Origin of the sequence: Kitasatospora sp. NPDC048194 (genome assembly GCF_043202455.1) — a bacterium.
Lineage (GTDB): Bacteria > Actinomycetota > Actinomycetes > Streptomycetales > Streptomycetaceae > Kitasatospora.
On the sequence record NZ_JBIDAK010000044.1, the window covers coordinates 1 to 21,526 of the forward strand.

The 21,526-nt window shown below is 75.4% G+C and carries 20 protein-coding genes; 10 read left to right on the forward strand and 10 right to left on the reverse strand.

Annotated features, from left to right (window positions below):
- Positions 1 to 305: 305 nt before the first annotated feature.
- Positions 306 to 923, reverse strand: a complete 618-nt coding sequence (locus tag ACGF07_RS32590) for a DinB family protein (RefSeq protein WP_392904752.1) — start codon at positions 921 to 923, stop codon at positions 306 to 308.
- Between the two features lie 725 nt (positions 924 to 1,648).
- Here ACGF07_RS32590 and ACGF07_RS32595 point away from each other — a divergent pair.
- From ACGF07_RS32595 to ACGF07_RS32605, 3 genes are all read left to right on the forward strand, one after another.
- Positions 1,649 to 2,434 (forward strand): hypothetical protein, encoded by a 786-nt coding sequence (locus ACGF07_RS32595; RefSeq protein ID WP_392904755.1) that lies wholly within the window; start codon positions 1,649 to 1,651, stop codon positions 2,432 to 2,434.
- A gap of 1 nt (position 2,435) precedes the next feature.
- A complete protein-coding gene (locus ACGF07_RS32600; RefSeq protein WP_392904758.1) occupies positions 2,436 to 4,178 on the forward strand; it encodes a DNA polymerase Y family protein in 1,743 nt (580 codons plus the stop codon).
- 72 nt (positions 4,179 to 4,250) lie between these two features.
- Positions 4,251 to 7,583 (forward strand): error-prone DNA polymerase, encoded by a 3,333-nt coding sequence (locus ACGF07_RS32605; RefSeq protein ID WP_392904761.1) that lies wholly within the window; start codon positions 4,251 to 4,253, stop codon positions 7,581 to 7,583.
- A gap of 47 nt (positions 7,584 to 7,630) precedes the next feature.
- Here ACGF07_RS32605 and ACGF07_RS32610 read toward each other — a convergent pair whose 3' ends face one another.
- Positions 7,631 to 8,458, reverse strand: coding sequence for a TIGR03084 family metal-binding protein (locus tag ACGF07_RS32610; RefSeq protein ID WP_392904763.1), 828 nt, complete (start codon positions 8,456 to 8,458; stop codon positions 7,631 to 7,633).
- A 146-nt stretch (positions 8,459 to 8,604) separates the two neighbouring features.
- Here ACGF07_RS32610 and ACGF07_RS32615 point away from each other — a divergent pair, with 146 nt between their 5' ends.
- Positions 8,605 to 9,492 (forward strand): LuxR C-terminal-related transcriptional regulator, encoded by an 888-nt coding sequence (locus tag ACGF07_RS32615; RefSeq protein WP_392904765.1) that lies wholly within the window; start codon positions 8,605 to 8,607, stop codon positions 9,490 to 9,492.
- Between the two features lie 4 nt (positions 9,493 to 9,496).
- Here the strand turns inward: ACGF07_RS32615 and ACGF07_RS32620 are convergent, their stop codons facing one another.
- The 3 genes from ACGF07_RS32620 to ACGF07_RS32630 form a co-directional block, all read right to left on the reverse strand.
- A complete protein-coding gene (locus ACGF07_RS32620) occupies positions 9,497 to 11,032 on the reverse strand; it encodes an AMP-binding protein (protein WP_392904767.1) in 1,536 nt (511 codons plus the stop codon).
- Between the two features lie 51 nt (positions 11,033 to 11,083).
- A complete protein-coding gene (locus ACGF07_RS32625; protein ID WP_392904770.1) occupies positions 11,084 to 11,446 on the reverse strand; it encodes a MerR family transcriptional regulator in 363 nt (120 codons plus the stop codon).
- Between the two features lie 106 nt (positions 11,447 to 11,552).
- On the reverse strand, positions 11,553 to 12,338 hold the full coding sequence (locus ACGF07_RS32630; RefSeq protein ID WP_392904772.1) for an SDR family NAD(P)-dependent oxidoreductase: 786 nt from the start codon (positions 12,336 to 12,338) through the stop codon (positions 11,553 to 11,555).
- Positions 12,339 to 12,481: 143 nt separating this feature from the next.
- Between ACGF07_RS32630 and ACGF07_RS32635 the strand changes: the two genes are divergently transcribed.
- Positions 12,482 to 13,105 (forward strand): GNAT family N-acetyltransferase, encoded by a 624-nt coding sequence (locus tag ACGF07_RS32635; RefSeq protein WP_392904774.1) that lies wholly within the window; start codon positions 12,482 to 12,484, stop codon positions 13,103 to 13,105.
- Between the two features lie 4 nt (positions 13,106 to 13,109).
- On the forward strand, positions 13,110 to 13,499 hold the full coding sequence (locus ACGF07_RS32640; RefSeq protein ID WP_392904777.1) for a VOC family protein: 390 nt from the start codon (positions 13,110 to 13,112) through the stop codon (positions 13,497 to 13,499).
- Positions 13,500 to 13,512: 13 nt separating this feature from the next.
- Here ACGF07_RS32640 and ACGF07_RS32645 read toward each other — a convergent pair whose 3' ends face one another.
- Positions 13,513 to 14,112 (reverse strand): hypothetical protein, encoded by a 600-nt coding sequence (locus tag ACGF07_RS32645; protein WP_392904779.1) that lies wholly within the window; start codon positions 14,110 to 14,112, stop codon positions 13,513 to 13,515.
- A 194-nt stretch (positions 14,113 to 14,306) separates the two neighbouring features.
- Between ACGF07_RS32645 and ACGF07_RS32650 the strand changes: the two genes are divergently transcribed.
- Positions 14,307 to 14,954, forward strand: a complete 648-nt coding sequence (locus ACGF07_RS32650; protein WP_392904781.1) for an NAD(P)-dependent oxidoreductase — start codon at positions 14,307 to 14,309, stop codon at positions 14,952 to 14,954.
- Positions 14,955 to 14,968: 14 nt separating this feature from the next.
- On the opposite strand, the gene ACGF07_RS32655 is transcribed toward ACGF07_RS32650, so the two are convergent.
- Positions 14,969 to 15,751 carry a dioxygenase gene (locus ACGF07_RS32655; protein WP_392904783.1) on the reverse strand — a complete coding sequence of 261 codons (783 nt, stop codon included), beginning with the start codon at positions 15,749 to 15,751 and terminating at the stop codon, positions 14,969 to 14,971.
- Positions 15,752 to 15,880: 129 nt separating this feature from the next.
- Here ACGF07_RS32655 and ACGF07_RS32660 point away from each other — a divergent pair, with 129 nt between their 5' ends.
- On the forward strand, positions 15,881 to 16,351 hold the full coding sequence (locus ACGF07_RS32660; RefSeq protein ID WP_350740086.1) for a MarR family transcriptional regulator: 471 nt from the start codon (positions 15,881 to 15,883) through the stop codon (positions 16,349 to 16,351).
- Positions 16,352 to 16,419: 68 nt separating this feature from the next.
- On the opposite strand, the gene ACGF07_RS32665 is transcribed toward ACGF07_RS32660, so the two are convergent.
- From ACGF07_RS32665 to ACGF07_RS32675, 3 genes are all read right to left on the reverse strand, one after another.
- Positions 16,420 to 17,685, reverse strand: a complete 1,266-nt coding sequence (locus ACGF07_RS32665) for an RNA polymerase sigma factor (protein ID WP_392904786.1) — start codon at positions 17,683 to 17,685, stop codon at positions 16,420 to 16,422.
- A 109-nt stretch (positions 17,686 to 17,794) separates the two neighbouring features.
- Positions 17,795 to 18,166: a YciI family protein gene (locus ACGF07_RS32670; RefSeq protein ID WP_392904788.1), complete on the reverse strand. Its 372-nt coding sequence runs from the start codon at positions 18,164 to 18,166 to the stop codon at positions 17,795 to 17,797.
- Between the two features lie 200 nt (positions 18,167 to 18,366).
- Positions 18,367 to 19,923: a PucR family transcriptional regulator gene (locus ACGF07_RS32675; RefSeq protein WP_392904790.1), complete on the reverse strand. Its 1,557-nt coding sequence runs from the start codon at positions 19,921 to 19,923 to the stop codon at positions 18,367 to 18,369.
- 415 nt (positions 19,924 to 20,338) lie between these two features.
- Between ACGF07_RS32675 and ACGF07_RS32680 the strand changes: the two genes are divergently transcribed.
- Both ACGF07_RS32680 and ACGF07_RS32685 read left to right on the forward strand, forming a co-directional pair.
- Positions 20,339 to 20,776, forward strand: a complete 438-nt coding sequence (locus tag ACGF07_RS32680) for a molybdopterin-dependent oxidoreductase (protein WP_350740039.1) — start codon at positions 20,339 to 20,341, stop codon at positions 20,774 to 20,776.
- Positions 20,777 to 20,956: 180 nt separating this feature from the next.
- Positions 20,957 to 21,475: a GNAT family N-acetyltransferase gene (locus tag ACGF07_RS32685; protein ID WP_392904792.1), complete on the forward strand. Its 519-nt coding sequence runs from the start codon at positions 20,957 to 20,959 to the stop codon at positions 21,473 to 21,475.
- The last annotated feature ends 51 nt before the right edge of the window (positions 21,476 to 21,526 follow it).

The following is a 21,526-nucleotide window of genomic DNA, read 5'->3' on the forward strand; positions in this document are numbered from 1 at the left end:
TCATCGATCTGCACGTAGAGTGCGGTCAGGAGGGTGTCCAGCTCTTCGGTCGTCACAACCCGAATGCTGGACACCCTCCCTGCATGCCCGGAGCAAAACCGGCAAACCCAGCCGACTTCGGAACTACTCGTCTAGCGGGCCCACCCGACAGCCCCGGCGCCCGGCGCTCCGGCCCGTCCGCGCCGCCGTCCCACCTGCCGGGAGCGCCGCCCGTCCCGGCCTCCGCCGTGACACCGCCTTCCGCCGGCCGCACCCGTCACCTCCCCGGCACCGCGGCAAATCCCTCCGGCACCGCCGCCCGCGGGTCAGGCGAGACCGCCGGCTTCCCGGGCGGCCCGCTCCACACGGTCGTGGTGGGCCTGCCACCAGTCCTCGTCGCCCGGGGCGGTGTTGGCGCCGTCCGGGCGCTGGCCGGTGGCGCCGTCGATGAGTTCGCGGACCAGGTCGGCGTGGCCGACGTGCCGGTGGGTCTCGGCGATCATGTGGACGAGCACCCGGTGCAGGGTCTGCTCGGGGCGGTCACCGACCGGTATCCGGCCCACCGCGTCCAGCGGCAGCGCTTCGACGGTGGCGTCCGAGTGCGCCCAGGCCCGACGGTAGCGCCCGATGATCTCCTCGGTGGCCTCGTCCGCCCGGGCCCACAGGTCGCCGTTGGGTTCGGTGGTGCCGACGAACCACAGCGGGGCCGGCTCGGGGAAGGGCCGCCTGAAGGTCTCGCCGAAGTACAGCGCCTCGGCGCCGGTGACGTGCTTGACCAGCCCCAGCAGGTTGGTACCGGTCGGAGTGAGCGGGCGCCGCAGGTCGTACTCGGAGAGGCCCTCGAGTTTCCACAGCAGGGCGTCGCGGGCGTCCTGGAGGTAGATCCGGAGGTCGTTCTTGTCGTCCGCCGCGCGTATGCCGCTCGTACCGCTCGTCTCACTCATGGGATCAGTCTGTCGACCGCAGGGGAACTGTCCACCGAATTCGGCCCGTGACGCGGGGGGTGGTGGCGGGACGGCACGGGGGCTGTTCGATGCGGCTGCGGCCCGGTCGGCCCGGCGGGCGGCCGCTGGAGCGTGCGGCGGCCGACGCGGTCGCCGGGGTGTTCTCCGTCTCTCCTCCTCTCCTCCTCGGCGCCCCACCTGTTCGAACGAACCCGGGACGCCCCTCGTGGCGGCCCTTCGCCGGCTGCTGGGGCCGGGCCCGTTCGAACGCCGACCGGGTCACCGGAGCCGTCCTCCGGCGCTCCGCCTCGATCGGGCCCGGCCCGGGAGGACGCGTCAACACCCCGGCAGCCGCAGCCCGCTGGGAAAGCGGAGGCGGTCCACCGCCGCCTCGAACAGCGGCCGAGGCAGGGCGGTGCGATCCCGGCCGTGGTCCGCCGGCGGCCGGGCACCCACCGTGACCAGCACGGAGAGTGACGAATGAGGCGGGTGTGGCGGACTTGAATCTTTGCGAACGGATGTTCGATCCTGGAGTTGTGCCCGTTTTCGAATCTGTTTTCGAATCCGCCGCTGAGCAGCTCGAACGTCCCGCGCTCCGACCGGTGGCGCTCCCGGCTGCCCCGGCCCGGGAGCCGGGGAGGCCCGAGGGACGGGGGAGGCCCGGTGGCGCGGGGAAGCCGGGGGAGGCGGAGAAGCCGGCAGCGCTGGAGGAACGGGCGCGGCAGGTGACGCCCGCCCTCCGGTCGGTCGTGTCGGCCGGCGCCCCCGAGGACGGTCAGGCGGCGGTGCGCGGGCTGGTGCCGGTGGTGCCCGCCCTGCGGGAGGTGCTGCCGGACGGCGGACTGCGGCGGGGGACGGCGGTGTCGGTGGCGGGCGGGGACGCCGGGCTGCTGCTGGCGCTGGCCGCCGGGGTGCGGGAGACCGGGGGCGGCTGGGCCGCGGCGGTCGGGCTGCCGGACCTCGGGCTGGCGGCTGCCGAGGGGTACGGGCTGGACCTGCGGCGCCTGCTGGTCGCGGACGACCCGGGGCCGCACTGGCCCGAGGTGGTGTCGGTCCTGGCCGGCGCGGTTGAACTGATCATGCTGCGCCCGGACGGCCCGGTGCCGCCGAAGCTGGCCACCCGGCTGGCCGCGGTGCTGCGGCGTAGCGGCTGCGTGCTGCTGGTGGCCGGGCCGTGGCCGGGAGCGGTCCTGAGGTTGGGGGTGCGGTCCGGGCGCTGGTTCGGGCTGGGTGACGGCTACGGCCGGCTCGCCGGGCGGCAGGTCGAGGTGGTGGCCGAGGGGCGGGGTTCGGCGGTGCGCGGCCGCTCGGCCCGGCTCTGGCTGCCGGACGAGGACGGCGCGGTGCGCCCGGTCCGGGAGCAGGCCCGGACGCAGGTCCCGGGGCTCCACGAGGAGGTCCACGAGCAGGGACGCGGACAGGGATACGAGCAGGGACGCGCACAGGGATACGAGCAGGTCCGGGAGCAGCCCCTCCAGGTGGGGCTGCCACCGGTGGCGGCGGTGGTGTGAGATGCCGACGATGTCCGACGGCGACCGGACTCCCCGGGTGCTGGTGGTCTGGTGTCCGGACTGGCCGGTGGTGGCCGTCACGGGCGACGACCCGGTGGCGGTGACCGAGGGCGGCCGGATCCTGGCCTGTTCGGCGGGTGCCCGTGCGGCCGGGGTGCGGCAGGGACAGCGGCTCAAGCTGGCCCAGCGGCTCTGCCCGGAGCTGGAGCTGCGCGACCGCGACCCGGAGGCGGAGACCCGCCGGTTCGAGCCGGTGGTCGCGGCGGTGGAGGCGTTCACCCCTCGGGTGGAGGTGATCCGCCCGGGCCTGTGCGCCATCCCGGTGAAGGGCCCGGGCCGGTACTTCGGCGGCGAGGAGGCGCTGGCGGCCAAGGTCGGCGCGGCGGTGGCGGAGGCGCTCAGCCGGCCGCCCGTCCCGGACGCCGTCCCCGGCGCGGTGGCGGTGCCCACCGGGGAACCGACCGAACGGACCGACCCGGCGGACCCGTCAGGCACGCTCGATCCGGCAAACCCGCTCGACCCTGCGGACACGGCAGGCCCGCCGGACCCGGCCGGCCGAGCCACCCCGACCGCACCCCCCGCACCGCAGACCGCACCCCACGCCCGGATCGGGGTCGCCGACGGCCTGTTCGCCGCCGTGCTCGCCGCCCGCGCCGGGGTGCTGGTGCCGGCCGGCCGTACGGCGGAGTTCCTCGCCCCGTACCCGGTGGGCACGCTGGGCGACGAGCCGCTGGCCGAACTGCTGGGGCGGCTCGGCCTGCCCACCGTCGGGGCCTTCGCCGCGTTGCCCGCGGAGTCGGTCGCGGACCGCTTCGGCCCGTCCGGAACGGTCGCCCACCGGCTGGCCCGCGGCCTGCAGCCGCGCCCGCTGGTGCCGCGCGACGAGGAGCCGGACCTCTCCGTCGAGCAGCGCTTCGACCCGCCGGAGCCGACCGCCGAGCCGCTGGTGTTCGTCGCCCGCACGCTCGCCGAGCAGTTGCACCAGCGGCTGGCCGGGGCCGGGCTGACCTGCCGTCGGGTAGCCGTCGAGGTGGCCTGTGCGGACGGCCGGACGGCCTCGCGGCTGTGGCGGCACGAGGGCCGGCTGTCGGCGACGGCTCTGGCCGAGCGGGTCCGCTGGCAGCTCCAGGCCTGGCAGGGCGCGGGCACCTTCGGGAGCGAGCGGACGAACGGCGGCCAGGAGGGCTTCACCCTGCTCCGGCTGGCCCCCGACGGCCTCTCCCCGGACCAGGGCCGCCAGCTCGCCCTGTGGGGCCAGGCCGTCGCGGACGACCGGGTGGAGCGGGCGGTGGCCCGGGTGCAGGCGGTGCTCGGGCACGCCGGGCTGCGCCGGATCGAGCCGGCCGGCGGTCGTGGCCCGGGGGAGCAGCAGGTCAAGGTGCCGTGGGGCGAGCCGTACGAGGCGGCGGCGCCGGCCGAGGCGCCCTGGCCGGGCCGGCTGGAGGGGCTCTGGCCGACCGTGGTGCTGCGCGATCCGGCGCCGGTGCGGGTGTTGGACGAGGCCGGCCGACCGGTCACGGTGGACGGCCGGGCGGGGGTGTCGGCCCGGCCGGCCCTGGTCGTGGTCCGGGGCCGGGAGGAGCGGGTGGCGGGCTGGACGGGGCCCTGGCCGGCGGTCGAGTACTGGTGGGACCAGTCGCTGGCCCGCCGTCGGGCGCGGTTCCAGATGGTGGTGGACGGCGGTCGCGCGCTGCTGCTCACCGTGGAGGGGGGTGCGTGGTACCTGGAGGCCGGCTACGACTAGCGGCGGGTGCGGAGAGGGCCGCAGAGCCCGAAGGGGGGCAGGACGAGCACGAGAACGACGAAGGCAACCCCGATGGGCTTCACCAGCCACCCCACCGTCCCCTGGAGCGAACTGCACCGGCGGCTGACCGGCGCGGCGCCGGACCGCACGGTCGTCCCGCTGCGCCGCCGCGCCGGGGAGCCCCCTGCCCCGGAGGCCGGCAGCGACGAACCGCCGGCCGCAGGGCCCGACGCCCACGCCCCCGCCGGGCCTGACGCCGACGGCCCCGCAAGGCCCGACGCCTCCGCCCCCCGCCCCGAGCCGGGCGCCGAACCCTGGGCCGAACTGCACGTCCACTCCGCCTTCAGCTTCCTGGACGGCGCCAGCGACCCGGAGGACCTGGTCGCCGAGGCCGCCCGGCTGGGCGTCGAGACCCTCGCGATCACCGACCACGACGGCCTGTACGGCGCCGTCCGGCTCGCCATGGCGGCCCGGGGGACGGGCGTGGCCACCGTGTTCGGCGCCGAGCTGACGATCCGGCACTCCCCGGAGGACGTCGAACACCTGCTGGTCCTCGCCCGCGACCCGGCCGGCTACCGCCGCCTCTCCGCCGCGATCGCCGCCGCCCAGCTGGCCGGCGGCGCCAAGGGCCGCCCGGTGTACGACCTGGCGGCGCTGGCCGACGCGCACGACGGCCACTGGGCGGTGCTCACCGGCTGCCGCCTCGGCCGGGTCCCCGCCGCCCTGGCCGGGAAGCGCGGCTCCGACCGGGGTGAGGCCGAGCGCCGACTGCACACCCTCACCGAGGCGTTCGGCCGGGAGAACGTCCACGTCGAGCTGATCGACCAGTGGCTGCCCGGCGACGACCGGCGCAACGACGCCCTCGCCGCGCTCGCCGCCGGGGCGCGCCTGTCCGTCGTCGCCTCCACCAACGCCCACCACGCCGGCCCCGCCCAGGGCCGCCTGGCGCAGAGCCTGGCCGCGCTGCACGAGCGCCGCACCCTCCAGGAGGCGGCCGGCTGGACCATGGCGGCCGGCACCGCGCACCTGCGCTCGGGCCGGGAGATGGCCGCCCGGCTGGCCCGCTTCCCCGGGGTGCAGCGGGCCACCGCCGAACTCGGCCGGGCCTGCGCCTTCGACTTCGCCAAGCTGGACCCGGAGCTGCCCGGCTACCCCGTCCCCGAGGGCGAGACCGAGATCAGCCACCTGCGCGCCCTGGTCGCCGCCGGCGGCCCGGCCCGCTTCGGGCCCGGCAACGCCGCCGCCCGCCGTCAGCTCGCCAAGGAGCTGGACGTGATCGAGGACCTCGACCTGGCCGGCTACTTCCTGATCGTGCACGACATCGTGGACTTCTGCCGCCGCGAGGACATCTGGTGCCAGGGCCGCGGCTCGGCCGCCAACTCGGCGGTCTGCTTCGCCCTCGGGATCACCGCCGTCGACCCGATCCACTACAAGCTGCTGTTCGAACGCTTCCTCTCCACCGCCCGGGACGGGCCGCCCGACATCGACCTGGACATCGAGAACCGCCGCCGCGAGGAGGTCATCCAGTACGTCTACCGCCGCTACGGCCGCGAGCACGCCGCCCAGGTCGCCAACGTGATCACCTACCGGCCCCGGCTGGCGATCCGCGACGCCGCCCGGGTGCTCGGTTACCCGCAGGGGCAGGTGGACGCCTTCAGCCGGCAGGTCGACTTCCGCTCCGAGCCCGGTGCGGACGCCGTCATCCCCTCCGACGTGCTCTCGCTCGCCGGTCAACTCCACGGCCTTCCTCGGCACTTGGGCATCCACTCGGGCGGCATGGTGCTCACCAGGGAGCCGATCGGCGAGATCTGCCCGACCGAGTGGGCCCGGATGCCCGGGCGTTCGGTGCTGCAGTGGGACAAGGAGTCCACTGCCGGCGCCGGGCTGGTGAAGATCGACCTGCTCGGCCTCGGCATGCTCGCCGCGCTGCACGACGCCTGCGACCTGGTCGCCGAGCACCACGGCCTGCGCTACGACCTCGCCACCATCCCGGACGACGACGAGGGCGTGTACGCGATGCTGCGCCGCGCCGACACCGTGGGCGTGTTCCAGGTGGAGTCCCGGGCGCAGATGGCCACCCTGCCCCGGCTCAAGCCGGACCACTTCTACGACCTGGTGGTCGAGGTCGCACTGATCCGTCCCGGCCCGATCCAGGGCGGCTCCGTCCACCCGTACCTGCGCCGCCGCGCCGGAGTGGAGCGGCCCGGCTGCCCGCACCCGCTGATGGAGAACGCCCTGGGCAAGACCCTCGGGGTGCCGCTGTTCCAGGAGCAGATGATGCAACTCGCGATCGACTGCGCCGGGTTCACCCCGTCCGAGGCCGATCAGCTGCGCCAGGCGATGGGCGCCAAGCGCTCCCACGAGCGGGTGGCCCGGCTGCGCGAGCGGCTGCTCGGCGGGATGGCCGAGCGCGGCATCCCGCCCGAGGTGGCCGAGGACGTCTACGGCAAGATCGAGGCCTTCTCCAACTACGGCTTCCCGGAGAGCCACGCGATCAGCTTCGCCTACCTGGTGTACGCCAGCGCCTGGCTCAAGTACCACTTCCCGGCGGCCTTCGCCTGCGCCCTGCTGGCCAACCAGCCGATGGGCTTCTACTCGCCGCTCAGCCTGGTCGCGGACGCCCGGCGGCACGGCGTGCGGGTGCGCGGGGTGGACGTCAACGCCAGCGGGCCGCGCCCCACCCTGGAGCCCTACCGGGGGCCGACGCCCAAGCCCCCGCTGACCGCCGGCCGTCCGCAGCCGGCCATCCGGCTCGGGCTGGAGACGGTGCGCGGCATCGGCACCCCGCAGGCCGAGGCGATCGCCGCCGGACAGCCGTACGCGGACCTGGAGGACTTCGCCCGCCGCACCGGCCTGCCCGCGCCCGTCCTGGAGGCGCTGGCGACGGCCGGGGCCTTCGACTGCTTCGGACTGACGAGGCGTCAGGCGCTCTGGGCCGCCGGGGCGTTCGCCGGGATCTCGGCCGACCTGCTGCCCGGCACCACGCCCGGCACCGAGGCGCCGGAGCTGCCCGAGATGAGCCCCGTCGAGGCGACCATCGCCGACCTGTGGGCCACCGGCACCTCCGCCACCAGCCACCCGCTCCAGCACCTGCGCGCCCACCTGGACCGCGGCGGCGCGCTCCGCGCCGCCCAACTGCCGGACGTCCCCCCGGGGACCGCGGTGGTGGTCGGCGGCCTGGTCACCCACCGGCAGCGCCCGCCGACGGCCGGCGGGGTGCTCTTCCTCAGCCTGGAGGACGAGACCGGCCTGATCAACGTGATCTGCAACCGCCCGGTCTGGGAGTCCCAGCGCCGCACCGCCCTGGACCGGGCCGGCCTGCTGGTCCACGGCCACGTCGAACGCGACAAGGGCGCCACCAACCTGATCGCCACCCGGCTCACCCCGCTTCGGATCGGCCTCTGAACGTCGGGAGCGGCGGCCCTTGCCCGGGACGGCACGGTGGGCAGTCCTTAGGCCCGTGGCTGCCGCCCCTTGCCGGGAGCTCCCGCGAAGGCCTGGGCGATCGGGAGCCAGGCGGTGGCGACCGGGCCGGTGGCGGTCAGGGCCAGGTCGTCGCGGTGGCGGCGCTGGGTCACCAGCAGGCAGAAGTCCAGGGCCGGGCCGGTCACCACGTCCGCTGCGCCGGCCGGGCCGAAGGTCCACGTCCCGCCGTCGGGGGCGGTGAGTTCGAGCCGCACCGGGCGGTCCGGCGCGGGCAGTCCGTGGGCGGCGAAGGCGAAGCCGAGGGTGCGCAGCCCCAGGTGGGCGATGTGCCGGAGGCGGGCGGTGGGCTCGCGGGTCGCGCCGAGGGCGTCCGCGACGTCCTGGCCGTGCGCCCAGGTCTCCATCAGCCGGGCGGTGGCCATCGAGGCCGGCTTCATCGGCGGGCCGAACCAGGCCAACCGGACGTCGGCCGGGGCGGAGCCGAGTGCGGCGAGCACCTCCGCCCGGCCGGCCCGCCAGCGGGCGAGCAACTGCGCGGGCCCGGCGGCCGCACCCTCCCGGGCGCCCTCCTCGACCGGGTCGGCGCCGGGGGCCAGCCGTTCGACGGCGCTGCCGAAGGCCGTGGTGAAACCCTCCGGATCCCGTGCGGCCAGGACCGTCCAGTCGTCGGTCCAGGCCAGGTGGGCGATCTGGTGCGCGACCGTCCACCCCTCGGCGGGGGTCGGCCGGGCCCAGTCCTCGGGCGCCAGTGCGGCCACCAGGTCGTCCAGGACGTCGCTCTCGGCCGCCAGATCGGCCAGCAGGCCGTGCAGGACGTCCGCCGGGGGCCGAGTCGGGGTGCTCGGGTCGGTCATCGGCTTCCCTTCCGATCAAGGCAGTTGCTACCCGCCGGTAGTCTCGGCGGCACCCTACGCCGGGCCGGCCGCCGACGCCCGCCACTCCACGAAACACGCACGTCAGAACTCTCGCCACCGGCCGAGCCCCGTGTGACAATCGCGCGATGACGAGCGCGGACACCCCCCGAGCTGCGCGACCGTACGGTGACGCCGCCCGGGCCCACGCCTCCGGACCCGCCGCGCGGGCGGCCGCCACCCGGCCCGCCGCCACCCGGCCCGCTGACCCCCGGGCCGTCGCCCCCCTGCCGGGCGCCCCCCGACCCGCCGCCCGGACCGACGACCCGGAACTCGCCGCCCGCGCCGCCGAACTGGTGCGGGACGCGGTGCTCGGGGACCTCGCCCGCCGGGTGGTGGCGGAGTGCGGCGCGGACGTCGGGCTGGTCGGCGTCCCCGAGCCGCTGCCGGGGCGGGGGAGGGGCGACGAGGGCATGGTGCTGCGCCACTGGGCGGGCACCCGGGCGGACCTGCTGCACAACGTGGCCGTCCCGGCCGGCCTCGGTCTCGGTGGGCGCGCGCTGGTCGAGCGCGCGCCCACCTGGGTGCCCGACTACCGCGCGGCGACGACCATCTCGCACCACTACGACGCGGCGGTGGCCGCCGAGGACCTGTACGCGATGCTGACCGTCCCCCTGCTGGACGGCGCCACCGTGCACGGCGTGGTGTACGCCTCGGTGCGCGCCGTGGTGCCGTTCGGGGACGTCCGGATCTCCGCCGTCGGCGCGCTGGCCAGGGCCGCGTCCCGGGCGCTCGCCGGGGCCGCCGCCTGGAGCCGGGAGCGGCCCCGGCCGGCCCCCGCGAGGGCGTTGACCCCGCGCGAGCACGAGGTGCTGCGCTGGGCGGCGACCGGCCGGACCAACCCGGAGATCGCCGCCCGCCTGGGCCTGACCTGCAACACCGTGACCGGCTACCTCAAGTCCGCGATGCACAAGCTCGGTGTCCGCAACCGGACCGAACTCGCCGTCGCCGCCCGGGAAGCCGGGCTGGTCCGCTGACGGGTCAGTTGACCTGCCGCTCGCGCCCCGTCCAGTACGGCTCGCGCAGCCGGAACTTCTGCAGCTTCCCGGTGGCGGTGCGCGGCAGCGCGTCCCGGAACTCCACCGAGGTGGGCGACTTGTAGCCGGCCAGCCGCTGCTTGCAGTGCGCGATCAGCTCCGCCTCGGTGACGTCCCCCCGGCCCTCCCGGAGCACCACCAGCGCCTTGACCGTCTCGCCCCACTTCTCGTGGGGCACCCCGATCACCGCCGCCTCGGCCACCGCCGGGTGGCTGTAGAGGCAGTCCTCCACCTCGATCGAGGAGACGTTCTCCCCGCCGCTGATGATGACGTCCTTCTTCCGGTCGGAGATGGTCAGTTGGCCGTCGGTGAGGGTGCCGCCGTCGCCGGTGTGGAACCAGCCGTCGCGCAGCGCCTCGGCGGTGGCCCCGGGCTGCTGCCAGTAGCCGTCCAGCACGGTGTTGGAGCGCACCAGCACCTCGCCGGAGGGGTCGACCCGCAGCTGGGTGCCGAGCGCCGGGGCACCGGCCTGCACCAGTCTCTCGGCCCGCTCGGCGGCCGGCAGGGCGTCCCACTCGGCGCGCGAGCGGTTGACGGTCACGATCGGGGCGGTCTCGGTCAGGCCGTAGAGCTGCATGAACTCCCAGCCCAGGTGTTCCTCGACCTGCTGCACCACCGAGGTCGGCGGCGGCGCGCCGGCCACGATCATCCGCACCCGGTCCCGGCCGGGCACCGGGCCGTCCCAGTCGGCCGCCGCGTCCAGCACCATCTGGACCACGGCGGGCGCGCCGGACAGGAAGGTCACCCCGTGCCGCTCGACCCGGCGCAGGATCTCCGCGCCGTCGACCTTGCGCAGCACGATGTGCCGGGCGCCGAGGCCGGTGAGCGAGAACGGCAGGCCCCAGCCGTTGGCGTGGAACATCGGCAGGGTGTGCAGGTACACGTCCCGGTCGTTCGCGCCGTAGTGCAGGCCCATCAGGGTCGCGTTCAGCCAGATGTTGCGGTGGGTCAGCTGGACGCCCTTGGGGCGGGCGGTGGTTCCGCTGGTGTAGTTGACGGTGGCGGTGTCGTTCTCGGAGATCGCGTACCGGCGCGGCTCGTTGGCGAAGTCGTGGAGCACGGCGTCGCTGTCCGCACCGAGCACGAACTTGTGCTTGGCCACCACCCCGTCCAGCGCGTCGGCGAGTTCGGGGTCGACGAGCAGCACGGTGGCGCCGCTCTGCTCGACGATGTACGCGACCTCCTCGGCCTTCAGCCGGAAGTTCACCGGCACCAGCACCCGGCCGTACCCGCTCACCCCGAAGAAGGAGGTCAGCAGCCGGGCCGAGTTGTGCGAGACGATCGCGACCCGCTCGCCGGGCCCGACGCCGAGCCGGTCCAGCCCGGCCGCCTGGGCGCGGGCGAGTTCGGCGATCCGTCGGTAGCTCAGCTCGCCCCAGGATTCGGCAGGCTGCACCGGCTCGTCGACGATGCCGACCCGGTCGCCGTAGACCAGCTCGGCCCGGTCGAGGAAGTCCATCACGGAGAGTGGAATCTGCATGCGCCCACTGTCCTCTCCCGCCCGCCCGCTGCACACCCCCGATCGGGGGTGTCACCCGTGCGCGCGGCTCCCGGCGGCGGCCAGCGCCGCCACCAGCCGGTCCCGGGTCTCGGTCTGGGCGGCGATCCGGGCCTCCAGCACCGTGAGCCGCTCCCGGACGGTGCGCAGCACCCGCTCGGACGGCGGTCGGGAGAGCACGTCGCCGTCCAGGCAGCCCAGCAGCGGCCGGAGGTCCTCCAGGGTCAGCCCGGCGCCGACCAGCGCGCGGATGTTGCGCACCCGCACGACCGCCGACTCGCCGTACTCCCGGTAGCCGTTGGCGGCGCGCTCGGAGTGGATCAGCCCGGCCTGTTCGTAGTGCCGCAGCGCCCGGGCGGTGCTGCCCGTCCGCTCCGCCAGCTCACCGATCCGCATCCCGCACCGCCCTCGCCACCCGCACTCCGTCCCCCCGCCCGCACTCCGTCCCCACCGTCCGCACCGCCCCACGGGCCGTCAGCCCGCCGGCCGTTGAGGCCACCTCCTAGCCCACCAGCGCGCCCCCGTCGACCGACAACACTACGCCGGTGACGAACGAGGCCTGCGGGGCGGCGAGTCGGGTGATCGCCCAGGCCACCTCCTCCGGCCGGCCGATCCGGCCCAGCGGGGTGTGCGCGATCTGCCACGACCGCACCGCGGCCTGCTGGCCGGGGCCGTACCCCGCGTGGTCGCCGATCGGGGTGTCGATCGCCCCGGGCGCCACCGCGACCACCCGGACGCCGCGCGGCGCCAGCTCCACCGCCCAGCTGCGGGTGACCGTCTCCAGCGCGGCCTTGCTCGCCGCGTACACCGCGTTGGACGGCCAGCCGCGCTGCCCGACGGCGGTGCTGACGTTGACGACCACGCCCCGGCTGTCGGCCAGCGCCGGGAGCGCGGCCTGCCCGAGCAGGACCGGGGCGACCAGGTTGACCGACAGCAGCTCCTCGATCCCCGCCCGGTGGTAGCCGCCGAGGCCCTGCCCGCCCTGCACGATCCCGGCGTTGTTGACCAGGACGTCCAGCCGCCCGTACCGCTCCAGGGCGGCCCCGACGATCCGCTCCGGCGCGTCCGGCCCCGTGACGTCCGCGACCAGCGGCTCGATCAGCCCGGGGTGGGTGCTCGCCGTCTCGGCCAGCGGCCCGGGCCGCCGCCCGACCGCCAGCACCCGGGCCCCCTCGGCCGCGAACGCCCGCGCGGTCGCCCGCCCGATCCCCGTCCCGGCCCCGGTGACCACCACGGCCCGCTGCTGCTCCGTCATGTCCTCGTCGCCCATGTCGCTCATGTCGCTCATGCGGGCAACCCTCCGACCCTGCCGCCAGTGTCAAGGTCAAACCGGCCTGTCGGCGGCCGCCCGTCCGGTGGGAGGATCACGAGGATCACGAGGGTCACGAGGACCAATTCTGCTGACCACGCACGGCCACGGGGAGAACAGCCATGACTGACCGACGGACGGATCCGGTGCCGGGCGCGGCGGCGCGGCGGAGCACCCGGAGCGCGGGCACGGCGCCCCTCACCGCGCCGCCCCCGACGGCAGACGGCCTGCTGCTGCGCCCCTTCGAGGACGCCGACGCCCCCGCCCTCCTCGAGGCCTACCGGGACGAGACCCTGCGCCGTTTCACCCACACCTCGCTGTCCGGCCCGGAGCAGGCCGCACGCTGGCTTGGCCGGCAGTACGAGGGCCGGGCGGCCGGCACCCGCTACGCCTTCGCCGTCCTCGACGACGGCGCCCTGGTCGGCAACGTCGTGCTCAAGCGCGGCACCCCCGGCGGGGAGACGGCCGAGGTGGGGTACTGGACGGTGGCCCGGGCACGCGGCCGGGGGGTGGCCCCGCGCGCCGTGCAGGCCCTCACCGCCTGGGCCTTCGAGGTGTTCGCCGAGGACGGCCTGCTGCGGATCGACCTGCTGCACGCGGGGGACAACGACGCCTCCTGCCGGGTGGCGGAGAAGAGCGGTTACGCCTTCACGGAGATCGTCCCGGCCTTCCCCCCGTATCCGCTCGACGGTCACCGGCACACCCGGAAACGGCTGGACGGCCCCGGACGGTGCGGGACACAGTAGGCGCATGGCTTCTCTGGTGCGACACGTGACGATCGACTGCGCCGACCCGCACGCCCTGGCCGGATTCTGGGCCCGGGCGCTGGACGGCACCGTGGGCGAGGACGACAACCCGGGTGACGAGGAGGCGGTGGTGGAGTCCGCCGGCGCCTCGCTGCTGTTCATCCGGGTGCCCGAGGGCAAGGCGGTGAAGAACCGGGTGCACCTCGACCTCCAGCCGCAGGACCGCAGCCGGGACGAGGAGGTGGCGCGGCTGGTGGCGCTGGGAGCGACCGTCCTGGCGGACCACCGCACTCCGGACGGCAAGGGCTGGGTCACCCTGGCCGATCCGGAGGGCAACGAGCTGTGCGTCGAGCGCAGCAGGGCCGAGCGCGCCGCCACCACGGGCGACGCGTAGCGGCCCCGGCCGCTCAGTCCGGCCACTCTCCCCGGGCCGCCCGCCAGACCCACGAGGTCTGGCGCGGGCGGCCGTTCAGCTCCCCGCGCCCGGTGCACCAGAGCAGGACGTCCCCCGGGTGGGTGTCCGGGTCCTCCGGGGCGTCCGGGAAGAGCCGGGCGAGCACGAAGCGGCTCGCCGCCCCGGGCAGCTGCCAGTCCAGGCCGAGGCCGAGCGAGATGTCATGGGTGTGCAGCACCAGCTCCGCCACGCCCATCGCCGCGAACCCTATCGGGTCGCAGGGGCCGTGGTGGTACGCGCGCAGGTCGTCCGTGGACGCGTCGAGGGCGTGGCCCAGCAGCTGCCCGGCGGCGGTGAGGACGGCCAGCACCTGCTGGGGGTCGGCCTCCGGGCGGACGGTGAGGTCGAACGGCAGGTACCGGTCCCTGGGCCGGGCGGCGAGCTGGCCGGCGTAGGCGAGCAGGTCGTGGGCGATGTGGGCGGCCGTGTCGCGGCAGCTCCACTCCAGCGGCCCGGCGGGGACGGTCCAGTCGCGGTCCCGGGCGTGCGGGGCGAGCACCTGCAGACACTCCTCCAGGGCCTCCCGTACGGGGTCCCCGTGCATGACGGTCATTCTTCCTGCCGTTTCCTCGAACGTGCTTCCGACGTGCCGTCACACGATAGGCCCAGCCCCCGGAGCCGCCGCCGGAGGGCCGCCGGACAATTGATCCGTTCCCCGTCCTCGTCGTCCGGCGCACTCCCCGTCACCCGGCACCCCCGGCCCGAGCCCCCGGGGGGCTCCCGACCTCCCAGGCAGGCAGGTATCCCATGGCCAGCATCGCCGTCATCGGCGCCAACGGCAGCATCGGCAGTGCCGTCGTCACGGAGGCCGCGGCCCGCGGGCACGACGTCACCGCGGTGGTCCGCGACCCGGCCCGCTACCGGGGCGGGGCCGCTTCCGTGGAGCGCGGCGACGTGCTGGACCCGGCCGACGTCGCCCGGGTCGCGCGCGGCCGGGACGTCCTGGTCAGTGCCGTCGGCGGTGGCGACGGCCCCGGCCACGCGGCGCTGATCGAGCCCGCTGCGCGCTCCCTGGTCGAGGGCCTGCGCGCGCTCGGCGACGCGGCGCCCCGGCTGGTCGTGGTCGGTGGCGCGGGCAGCCTGGAGACGGCGCCGGGCGTGCGGGTCTGGGACGCGCCGGGCCTGCCGGAGCCGATCCTGCAGATCATGCACGCCCACGGTGCGGCGCTGGACTACTTCCGGACGGTCTCCGACGTCCGTTGGACGGTGCTCAGCCCGTCCGCCGAGATCGGCCCGGGGGAGCGGACCGGCCGCTACCGGACGGGCCTGGAGCAGCTGCTCAGCGACGCCGGGGGCCGCAGCCGGATCTCCGTGCCGGACTACGCGGTCGCCCTGGTGGACGAGATCGAGCAGCCCGAGCACATCGGCGAGCGCTTCACCTGCTGCGCGACGTGACCCACCGGCGCCGGTCAGCCCAGCTGGATCGACCGCTTGGCCAGCCCCATCCAGAACCCGTCGATCACGCTGCGCTGGCTGCCGAGGTCGGCCTCGCCGGCACCGAGGGTGACGAACAGCGGGGCGAAGTGCTCGGTGCGCGGGTGGGCGAGGCGCCCGGCCGGGGCCTTGTGCTCGAAGTCGAGCAGTGCGTCCAGGTCCTGGGCGTCCAGGGCGCGCCGGCCCCAGTCGTCGAACTCGGCCATCACCGAGGTGACCCGGCCGTCGCTGCTGAGTGCCCGCAGGTTGTGGGTGAAGAAGCCGCTGCCGATGATCAGCACGCCCTCGTCGCGCAAGGGGGCGAGCCGCCGGCCGATCTCCAGGAGGCGCTGGGGGTCGAGGGTGGGCATGGAGATCTGCAGCACCGGGATGTCCGCCGCGGGGAACATCTCCACGAGCGGCACGTACGCGCCGTGGTCGAGGCCTCGGTCGGGGACGTCCTGGACCGGTCTGCCGGGGGCGCGCAGCAGCTTGCGCACGCGCTCGGCGAGAGCCGGCGCGCCGGGGGCGGCGTACTGCACCCGGTAGTAGTGCTCGGGGAAGCCCCAGAAGTCGTAGACCAGCGGTCGGGTGGTGACGGCGCCGACGGCGAGCGGGGCCTCCTCCCAGTGGGCGGAGACCATCAGGACGGCGGTGGGGCGCGGCAGGTCGGCCGACCAGGCGGCCAGTTCCCCGGGCCAGACCGGGTCGTCGGCGAGCGGTGGCGCGCCGTGCGACAGGTACAGGGCGGGCATGCGCTCGGTGGCCGTGGCGCTCATGGCGTCCTCCTCGGTGCCGGCTCGGGGCGAGTGGGTCGGCGCTGGTAGTTCAAATTTGAACCTCTGCCCTCGACGGTACACCTTCGTTCGAATTTGAACAACGGGAGTAGGCTTCACCCCATGTCCTCACTGAACGAACCCCGCTGGCTCGACCAGGACGAGATGGCCGCCTGGCGGGGCTTCGTCGTCGCGAGCAACCTGCTCAACCGCCGGCTGGAGCGCCAGCTGAAGGAGGACTCCGGTCTCTCGCACCAGCAGTACGAGATCCTGGTGCACCTGTCCGCCGCCCCGGGTGACGCGCTCCGGATGACCGAGCTGGCCGAGAAGCTGGTCACCTCCAAGAGCGGTCTGACCTACCAGGTCACCCAGCTGGAGCGGATGGGCCTGGTCGGCCGCCGCTCCTGCCCCAGCGACGTGCGCGGCGTCATCGCCGAACTCACCGACCAGGGGCGGGAGATGATCCGCCGGGCCGCCCCCGGCCACGTCGCCCTGGTGCGCGAACTGCTGATCGACGTGCTCACCCGCGAGCAGCTGGCCGTCCTCGCCGAGGGCCTCGGAGAGGTCAGCGCCCGACTCCGCCGGGACGAAACCCCGCAGTAGCCCTCACCCGCCGACACCGGCGGCGCGCCCTCACCCGCCGACACCGCCGCCCCACCGCCGACGCGCCCTCAGCCGGAGGCGCCGTCCTCAGCCGGCGCCGCCGCCCCGCCCGCCGACGCGGCCCGTTCCCGCAGCAGCTCCCGCTCCCGCTCGTTGCGGGTCAGCTCCGCCGCCCGTGCGAACTCCGCCCGCGCCTCCGCCGCCCGCCCCAGTCGGAGCAGCAGATCACCCCGCACGCTCGGCAGCAGGTGGTACTCGCGCAGGGCAGGTTCCGCCGCCAGCGCGTCCACCAGCTCCAGGGCGGCCGCCGGGCCCTGGGCCATCGAGACGGCCACCGCCCGGTTCAGCGCCACCACCGGCGAGGGCGTCAGCGCGAGCAGCCGCTCGTAGAGGGCGGCGATCATGGCCCAGTCGGTGTCCTCGTACCGCCGGGCCTTGGCGTGGCAGGCGGCGATCGCGGCCTGAACCGAGTAGGGCCCGGTGCCCGCCCGCCGGAGCGCGTCGAAGCCGCGGCGGACCAGCAGCCCGTCCCAGCGGTCCCGGTTCTGCTCGGCCAGCAGCACCGGCCGCCCGTCAGCCCCGATCCGGGCGGCCGTCCGGGAGGCCTGGAACTCCAGCAGCGCGGCCAACCCGTGCGCCTCCGGCTCGCCGGGCACCAGCGCGGCCAGTACCCGGGCCAGCCGCAGCGCCTCCTCGCACAGCCGGGGGCGCAGCAGGTCGTCCCCGGCGGTGGCCGAGTAGCCCTCGTTGAAGACCAGGTACACGACCTCCAGGACGGAGGAGAGCCGCTGCGCCCGGTCCTCGCCGTACGGCACCTCGAACGGCACGCCCGCCTTGGCGAGCGTCCGCTTCGCCCGGACGATCCGCTGCGCCACCGTCGCCTCGGGCACCAGGAACGCCCGGGCGATCTCCGGGGTGGTCAGCCCGCCGAGCAGTCGAAGGGTGAGCGCGATCCGGGCGGGCGCGGACAGCACCGGGTGGCAGGCGGTGAAGATCAGCCGCAGCAGGTCGTCGTCGATGTCGTCCGGTTCGACCGGCTCCGGCGGCGGCACGTCCTCCACCGCCCGCCCCACCTCGGCGAGCTTGCGGGCGTAGACCTCCCGGCGGCGCACCAGGTCGATCGCCCGCCGCTTGGCGGCGGCCGTCAGCCAGGCGCCCGGGTTGTCCGGCACGCCGTCGCGCGGCCACTGCTCCAGCGCGGCCACCAGGGCGTCCTGCGCCAGTTCCTCGGCGATGCCCACGTCCCGGACGATCCGGGCGACCGCGGCGATGATCCGCGCGGACTCGATCCGGAACACCGTCTCCACGGCCACGGCCGCATCCCTCTCCGTCACGGCCACCCATCAGAGCAGCCGGTGCGGAGGGAGGCAAACCGCCCCGGGAGGCATCAGGAGCAACGGTGGCGACGGCCGTGCCGGACCGGTGGCAGCGGCGCGTCGACCGTTACTGCGGGGGCTGGGGCATCTCGTCGATCTGCCGGACCTCCGCCTCGACGGCCCAGTTCGCCGGGTGGGTCCGCAGGAAGCGGCGGGTCCACTCCAGGGCCTCGGCCTTGTCCTTGCACTGCATGATGGCGTAGCCGCCGATGACCTCCTTGGTCTCGGTGAACGGCCCATCGGTGCAGCCGATCTTCCCGTCGTTCCAGCTCAGCCGGGTGCCCTCGGCGGTCGGGGTCAGTCCTGCGGTCTCCAGCATCACCCCGGCCTTGGTGATCTCCTCGAACAGCGCCCCCATCCGCTGCTCGAACTCCGGGTCCGGCTCCCAGCCGGCGCGGGCGTTCTCGTCGATGCGGATCAGCGTCATGAAGCGCGGCACGGTGACTCCTCGGTCGTACGGGCGGGGCCTCTCCCCGCCTTCCACCCCGTGCGTCGATCGGGCCGGCACCGGATCGACACCGCCGCGAGGAATTTTTTTCCGGTTCCCGGAGCGAACCTCCCGTGGCTCCGTCGCAACGGGGCGGGGCCCGAGCGGTCAGGGGGCGGCAGGCAGCCGGCCCGGCCCGCCCGCCGAGCGCTTCAGTGCCCCACGGGCTGGGGAGCGCACAGCAGCGCCGCCCGCAGGTCGATCCGGTCGCGCAGCCGGGCCAGGTTGCGACCGGTCAGCTCCTCGATCCGGCGGATCCGGTAGTGCACGGTGTTGACGTGGATGTGCAGGGACTCCGCCGTCCGGGCCCAGGAGCCGTCGTGGTCCAGGAACACCGCGAGCGTCCCCAGCAGCGAGACGCTGTTCTCGTCGTCGTGGGCGGCCAGCGGGGCCAGCAGCCGGGCGTGGAACGCGGCCGTCACCTCCGGCGGGATGCCGCGCAACAGCCCGTCCAGCGAGTCCAGTTCGGCTGCCGTGGCGACCGGCCCGGGCGCGCCCGCGAGCACGTACCGGGCCTGGACGAGTGCCGCGCGCAAGGAGTCCGGGGTGGGCCGGGCGGCCGGGCCGACGCCGATCCGCAGGGTGCGCCGGCCGCTCAGCCGGGCCTGGAGCGCGGGCCGTGCCCGGTGCAGCCGGTCGGCGACCCGTTCGACGGGCGCGGCCACCAGCGCGGCGGTCAGCCCGGCGTGGTCGGTGCCCGCCGCGTACGGCGCCTCCAGCGGGTGCAGCGCCTCGGCGAGGGCGTGCGCGGCCCAGCCGGGCGGCACCTCCTCGCCGGACCGGCCGGGGTCGATCCGGGCGCTGACCGCGACCAGCGGTCCGGCGTCGTCCAGCCCGCAGGCCGCCAGCGGATCGGCGAGCCGCCCGTCGTCGGCGAGGGCGTCCAGCAGCCGTCCGGCGGCCCGGCGCCGGGCCGCCGCCGCGGCCCGGGCGCGGACGGCGAGCGGGGCGAGCAGTTCGGCCAGGCCGTGCAGCACCGGTTCGGCGGCCGCGGTGCTCGGATGGGCCCGCAGGAGCCAGCCGTCGAAGGGGGAGCCGTCCTGCGGGCCGACCGCCAGCCCGGCGTCGCCGCGCCCGGCGTCCCGCCGCCCGGCGTCGCCGCGTCCGGCGGGCGGTGCCGACGGCACCGGCGGCACGTGCGGGGCGCTCGGCGCGACCGGGACGACGGCACGGCCGCCGGTCGTGCTGAGCGAGCAGTCCGGCAGCCCGAGCCGGCCGACCGCGTGCGCGAGCACCTCGCCGGGCCCGGCCTCCGCACGGACGAGATCGAGCAGTTCGCGCCGGACGGTCTCCGGAATGGCCGCGGTGTCCTGCGCCCCGGCCCGCAGGTCGCCCCAGAGTCGGAGGTACACCCGGTCGGTGACGGCCCGGAAGCTCACGCCGGCGGGCACCGCGAGCAGCGGGATGCCGTGGGTGCGGCAGGCCTCGGCGAGGCTGTCCGGGATGCTGCCGTGGGTGCCCTCGCCGGCGAGCAGCGCGGCCACGCCCGCGCTGCGCAGCGCGGTGGCGAAGCGCAGGGCGCCGGAGGTGTCGGCGGGCTGCCACCAGACCAGGCCGGTGAGCACCAGCTCGCCGGGCTGGAGGTAGCGGGCCGGGTCCTGGAGGTCGGTGGAGCTCACGCCGGTGACGGGGCGGTCGAGCAGCTCGGGGGTGCTCCAGGCCAGTCGGATGGACAGGTCGTCGAGGTGCAGCAGGTCGCCGACGATCATCTCTTGCTCGCTCTCGCCCGGTGTCGGGGTGGTACGTCGTGCGCACCGGGGTCCGCGCGTCGCTCGTCGCGTGGCACTCGCAGGTGCGAGGTCCGGTGTCGTCCTCGCATCGTAAATGCCAGTGGCGAAGCCGAGAATCTTCTTGTCGGATCATCCAGGGAAGGGGCTTCGGACTGGTGCCCGGAACCAGTCGTCCCCCCGATTGCCGGGTTGCTTCAATCGGTGCGGGGCGCGCCGAGCCGTCTCCTCCGGTGCGCCCCCACCACTGGCTCGCTCCTGCAAGTCATCATGCCGAACCGTCATTGCATCCGCTGCTGAAAGTCGGCATTCAGCCTTGCACCTGCGAATGCCCGGACTCCCCCTCGGGTAACCCTCCTCCCGGGCCGCAGCGACGCGGTCCGGGAGGAGGAGGACGATGACCCCTGCCAGACCCACCGTCCGGTTGCACGGACACCTGGACGAGCCCGCCGAGCTGACCGTCGACCAGCTGCGCACCCTCCCCGTGCACCGGGTCGAGGTCAGCTTCGACTGCCTGACCGAGGGCGAGCAGCGCCACGGCTACGAGGGCCCGGCGCTGCTGGACGTCCTGCTCGCCGCCCGCCCGCGGATCGACTTCTCCGGCCGCAAGCAGCGGCTGCGCTTCCTGCTCGACGTGGTCGGCGCCGACGGCCACCGGGCCGTGGTCTCCTGGGCCGAGATCGATCCCGACTTCGGCGGGCGCCGGATCCTGCTCGCCACCAGCATGGACGGCGCCCCGCTGGACGCCACCGGCCCGCAACTGGTCGTCCCCGACGACCACTGCGGCGCCCGCTACGTCAGCGCCGTCACCGCCGTCCGGCTGGGACGAGTCTGACACCCGGCGCGCCCGGCCCGACCTCCGGATCCGTCGGCCCGGCCCTCCGGACCCGTCGGCCCGGCTTCGCGCCCGACGGGAAACGCCCGACCCGCCTCCCCCCGGCCACCGGGTCCCGGGACGCCGACGGTCAGCCGAAACCGCTCGCCGCAGCAGGCTTTCCGTGCCAACATGCCCCGTATGGGGACGATTCTGCACGGCACCCTGGTCACCCTCCGTCCGGCCACCGCGGACGACATCCCGGCGCTGGTGGCGATCCGCAGCACGCCCGAGGTGTTCGCCCGCTGGCGCGGTGCTGACGACCTGGCCGACGAGGTCGCGAGGGACCTGGACTCGCCCGACACCGAGACCTTCGCGATCGACCTCGGCGGCAAGGTGGTCGGTGCCATCCAGTGGTACGCCAACAACGACGACGACTACCGGCACGCCGGGATGGACCTCTTCCTGGACCCTTCGGTGCACGGCCTGGGCCTGGGCACCGACGCGGTGCGCACCATGGCCCGCCACCTGGTGCACGACCACCACTACCACCGGCTGGTGATCGACCCGGCCGCGGACAACGCCGCCGCGATCCGCTGCTACGCCAAGGTCGGCTTCCGCCCGGTGGGCACCATGCGGCAGTACGAGCGCGGCCCGGACGGCAGCTGGCACGACAACCTGCTGATGGACCTGCTCGCGGACGAACTGCTGGACGGCTGACGGAGGCTCACCGCGCCCCCGGCCCCGGCGCGAGGGTGTACAGACATCTTC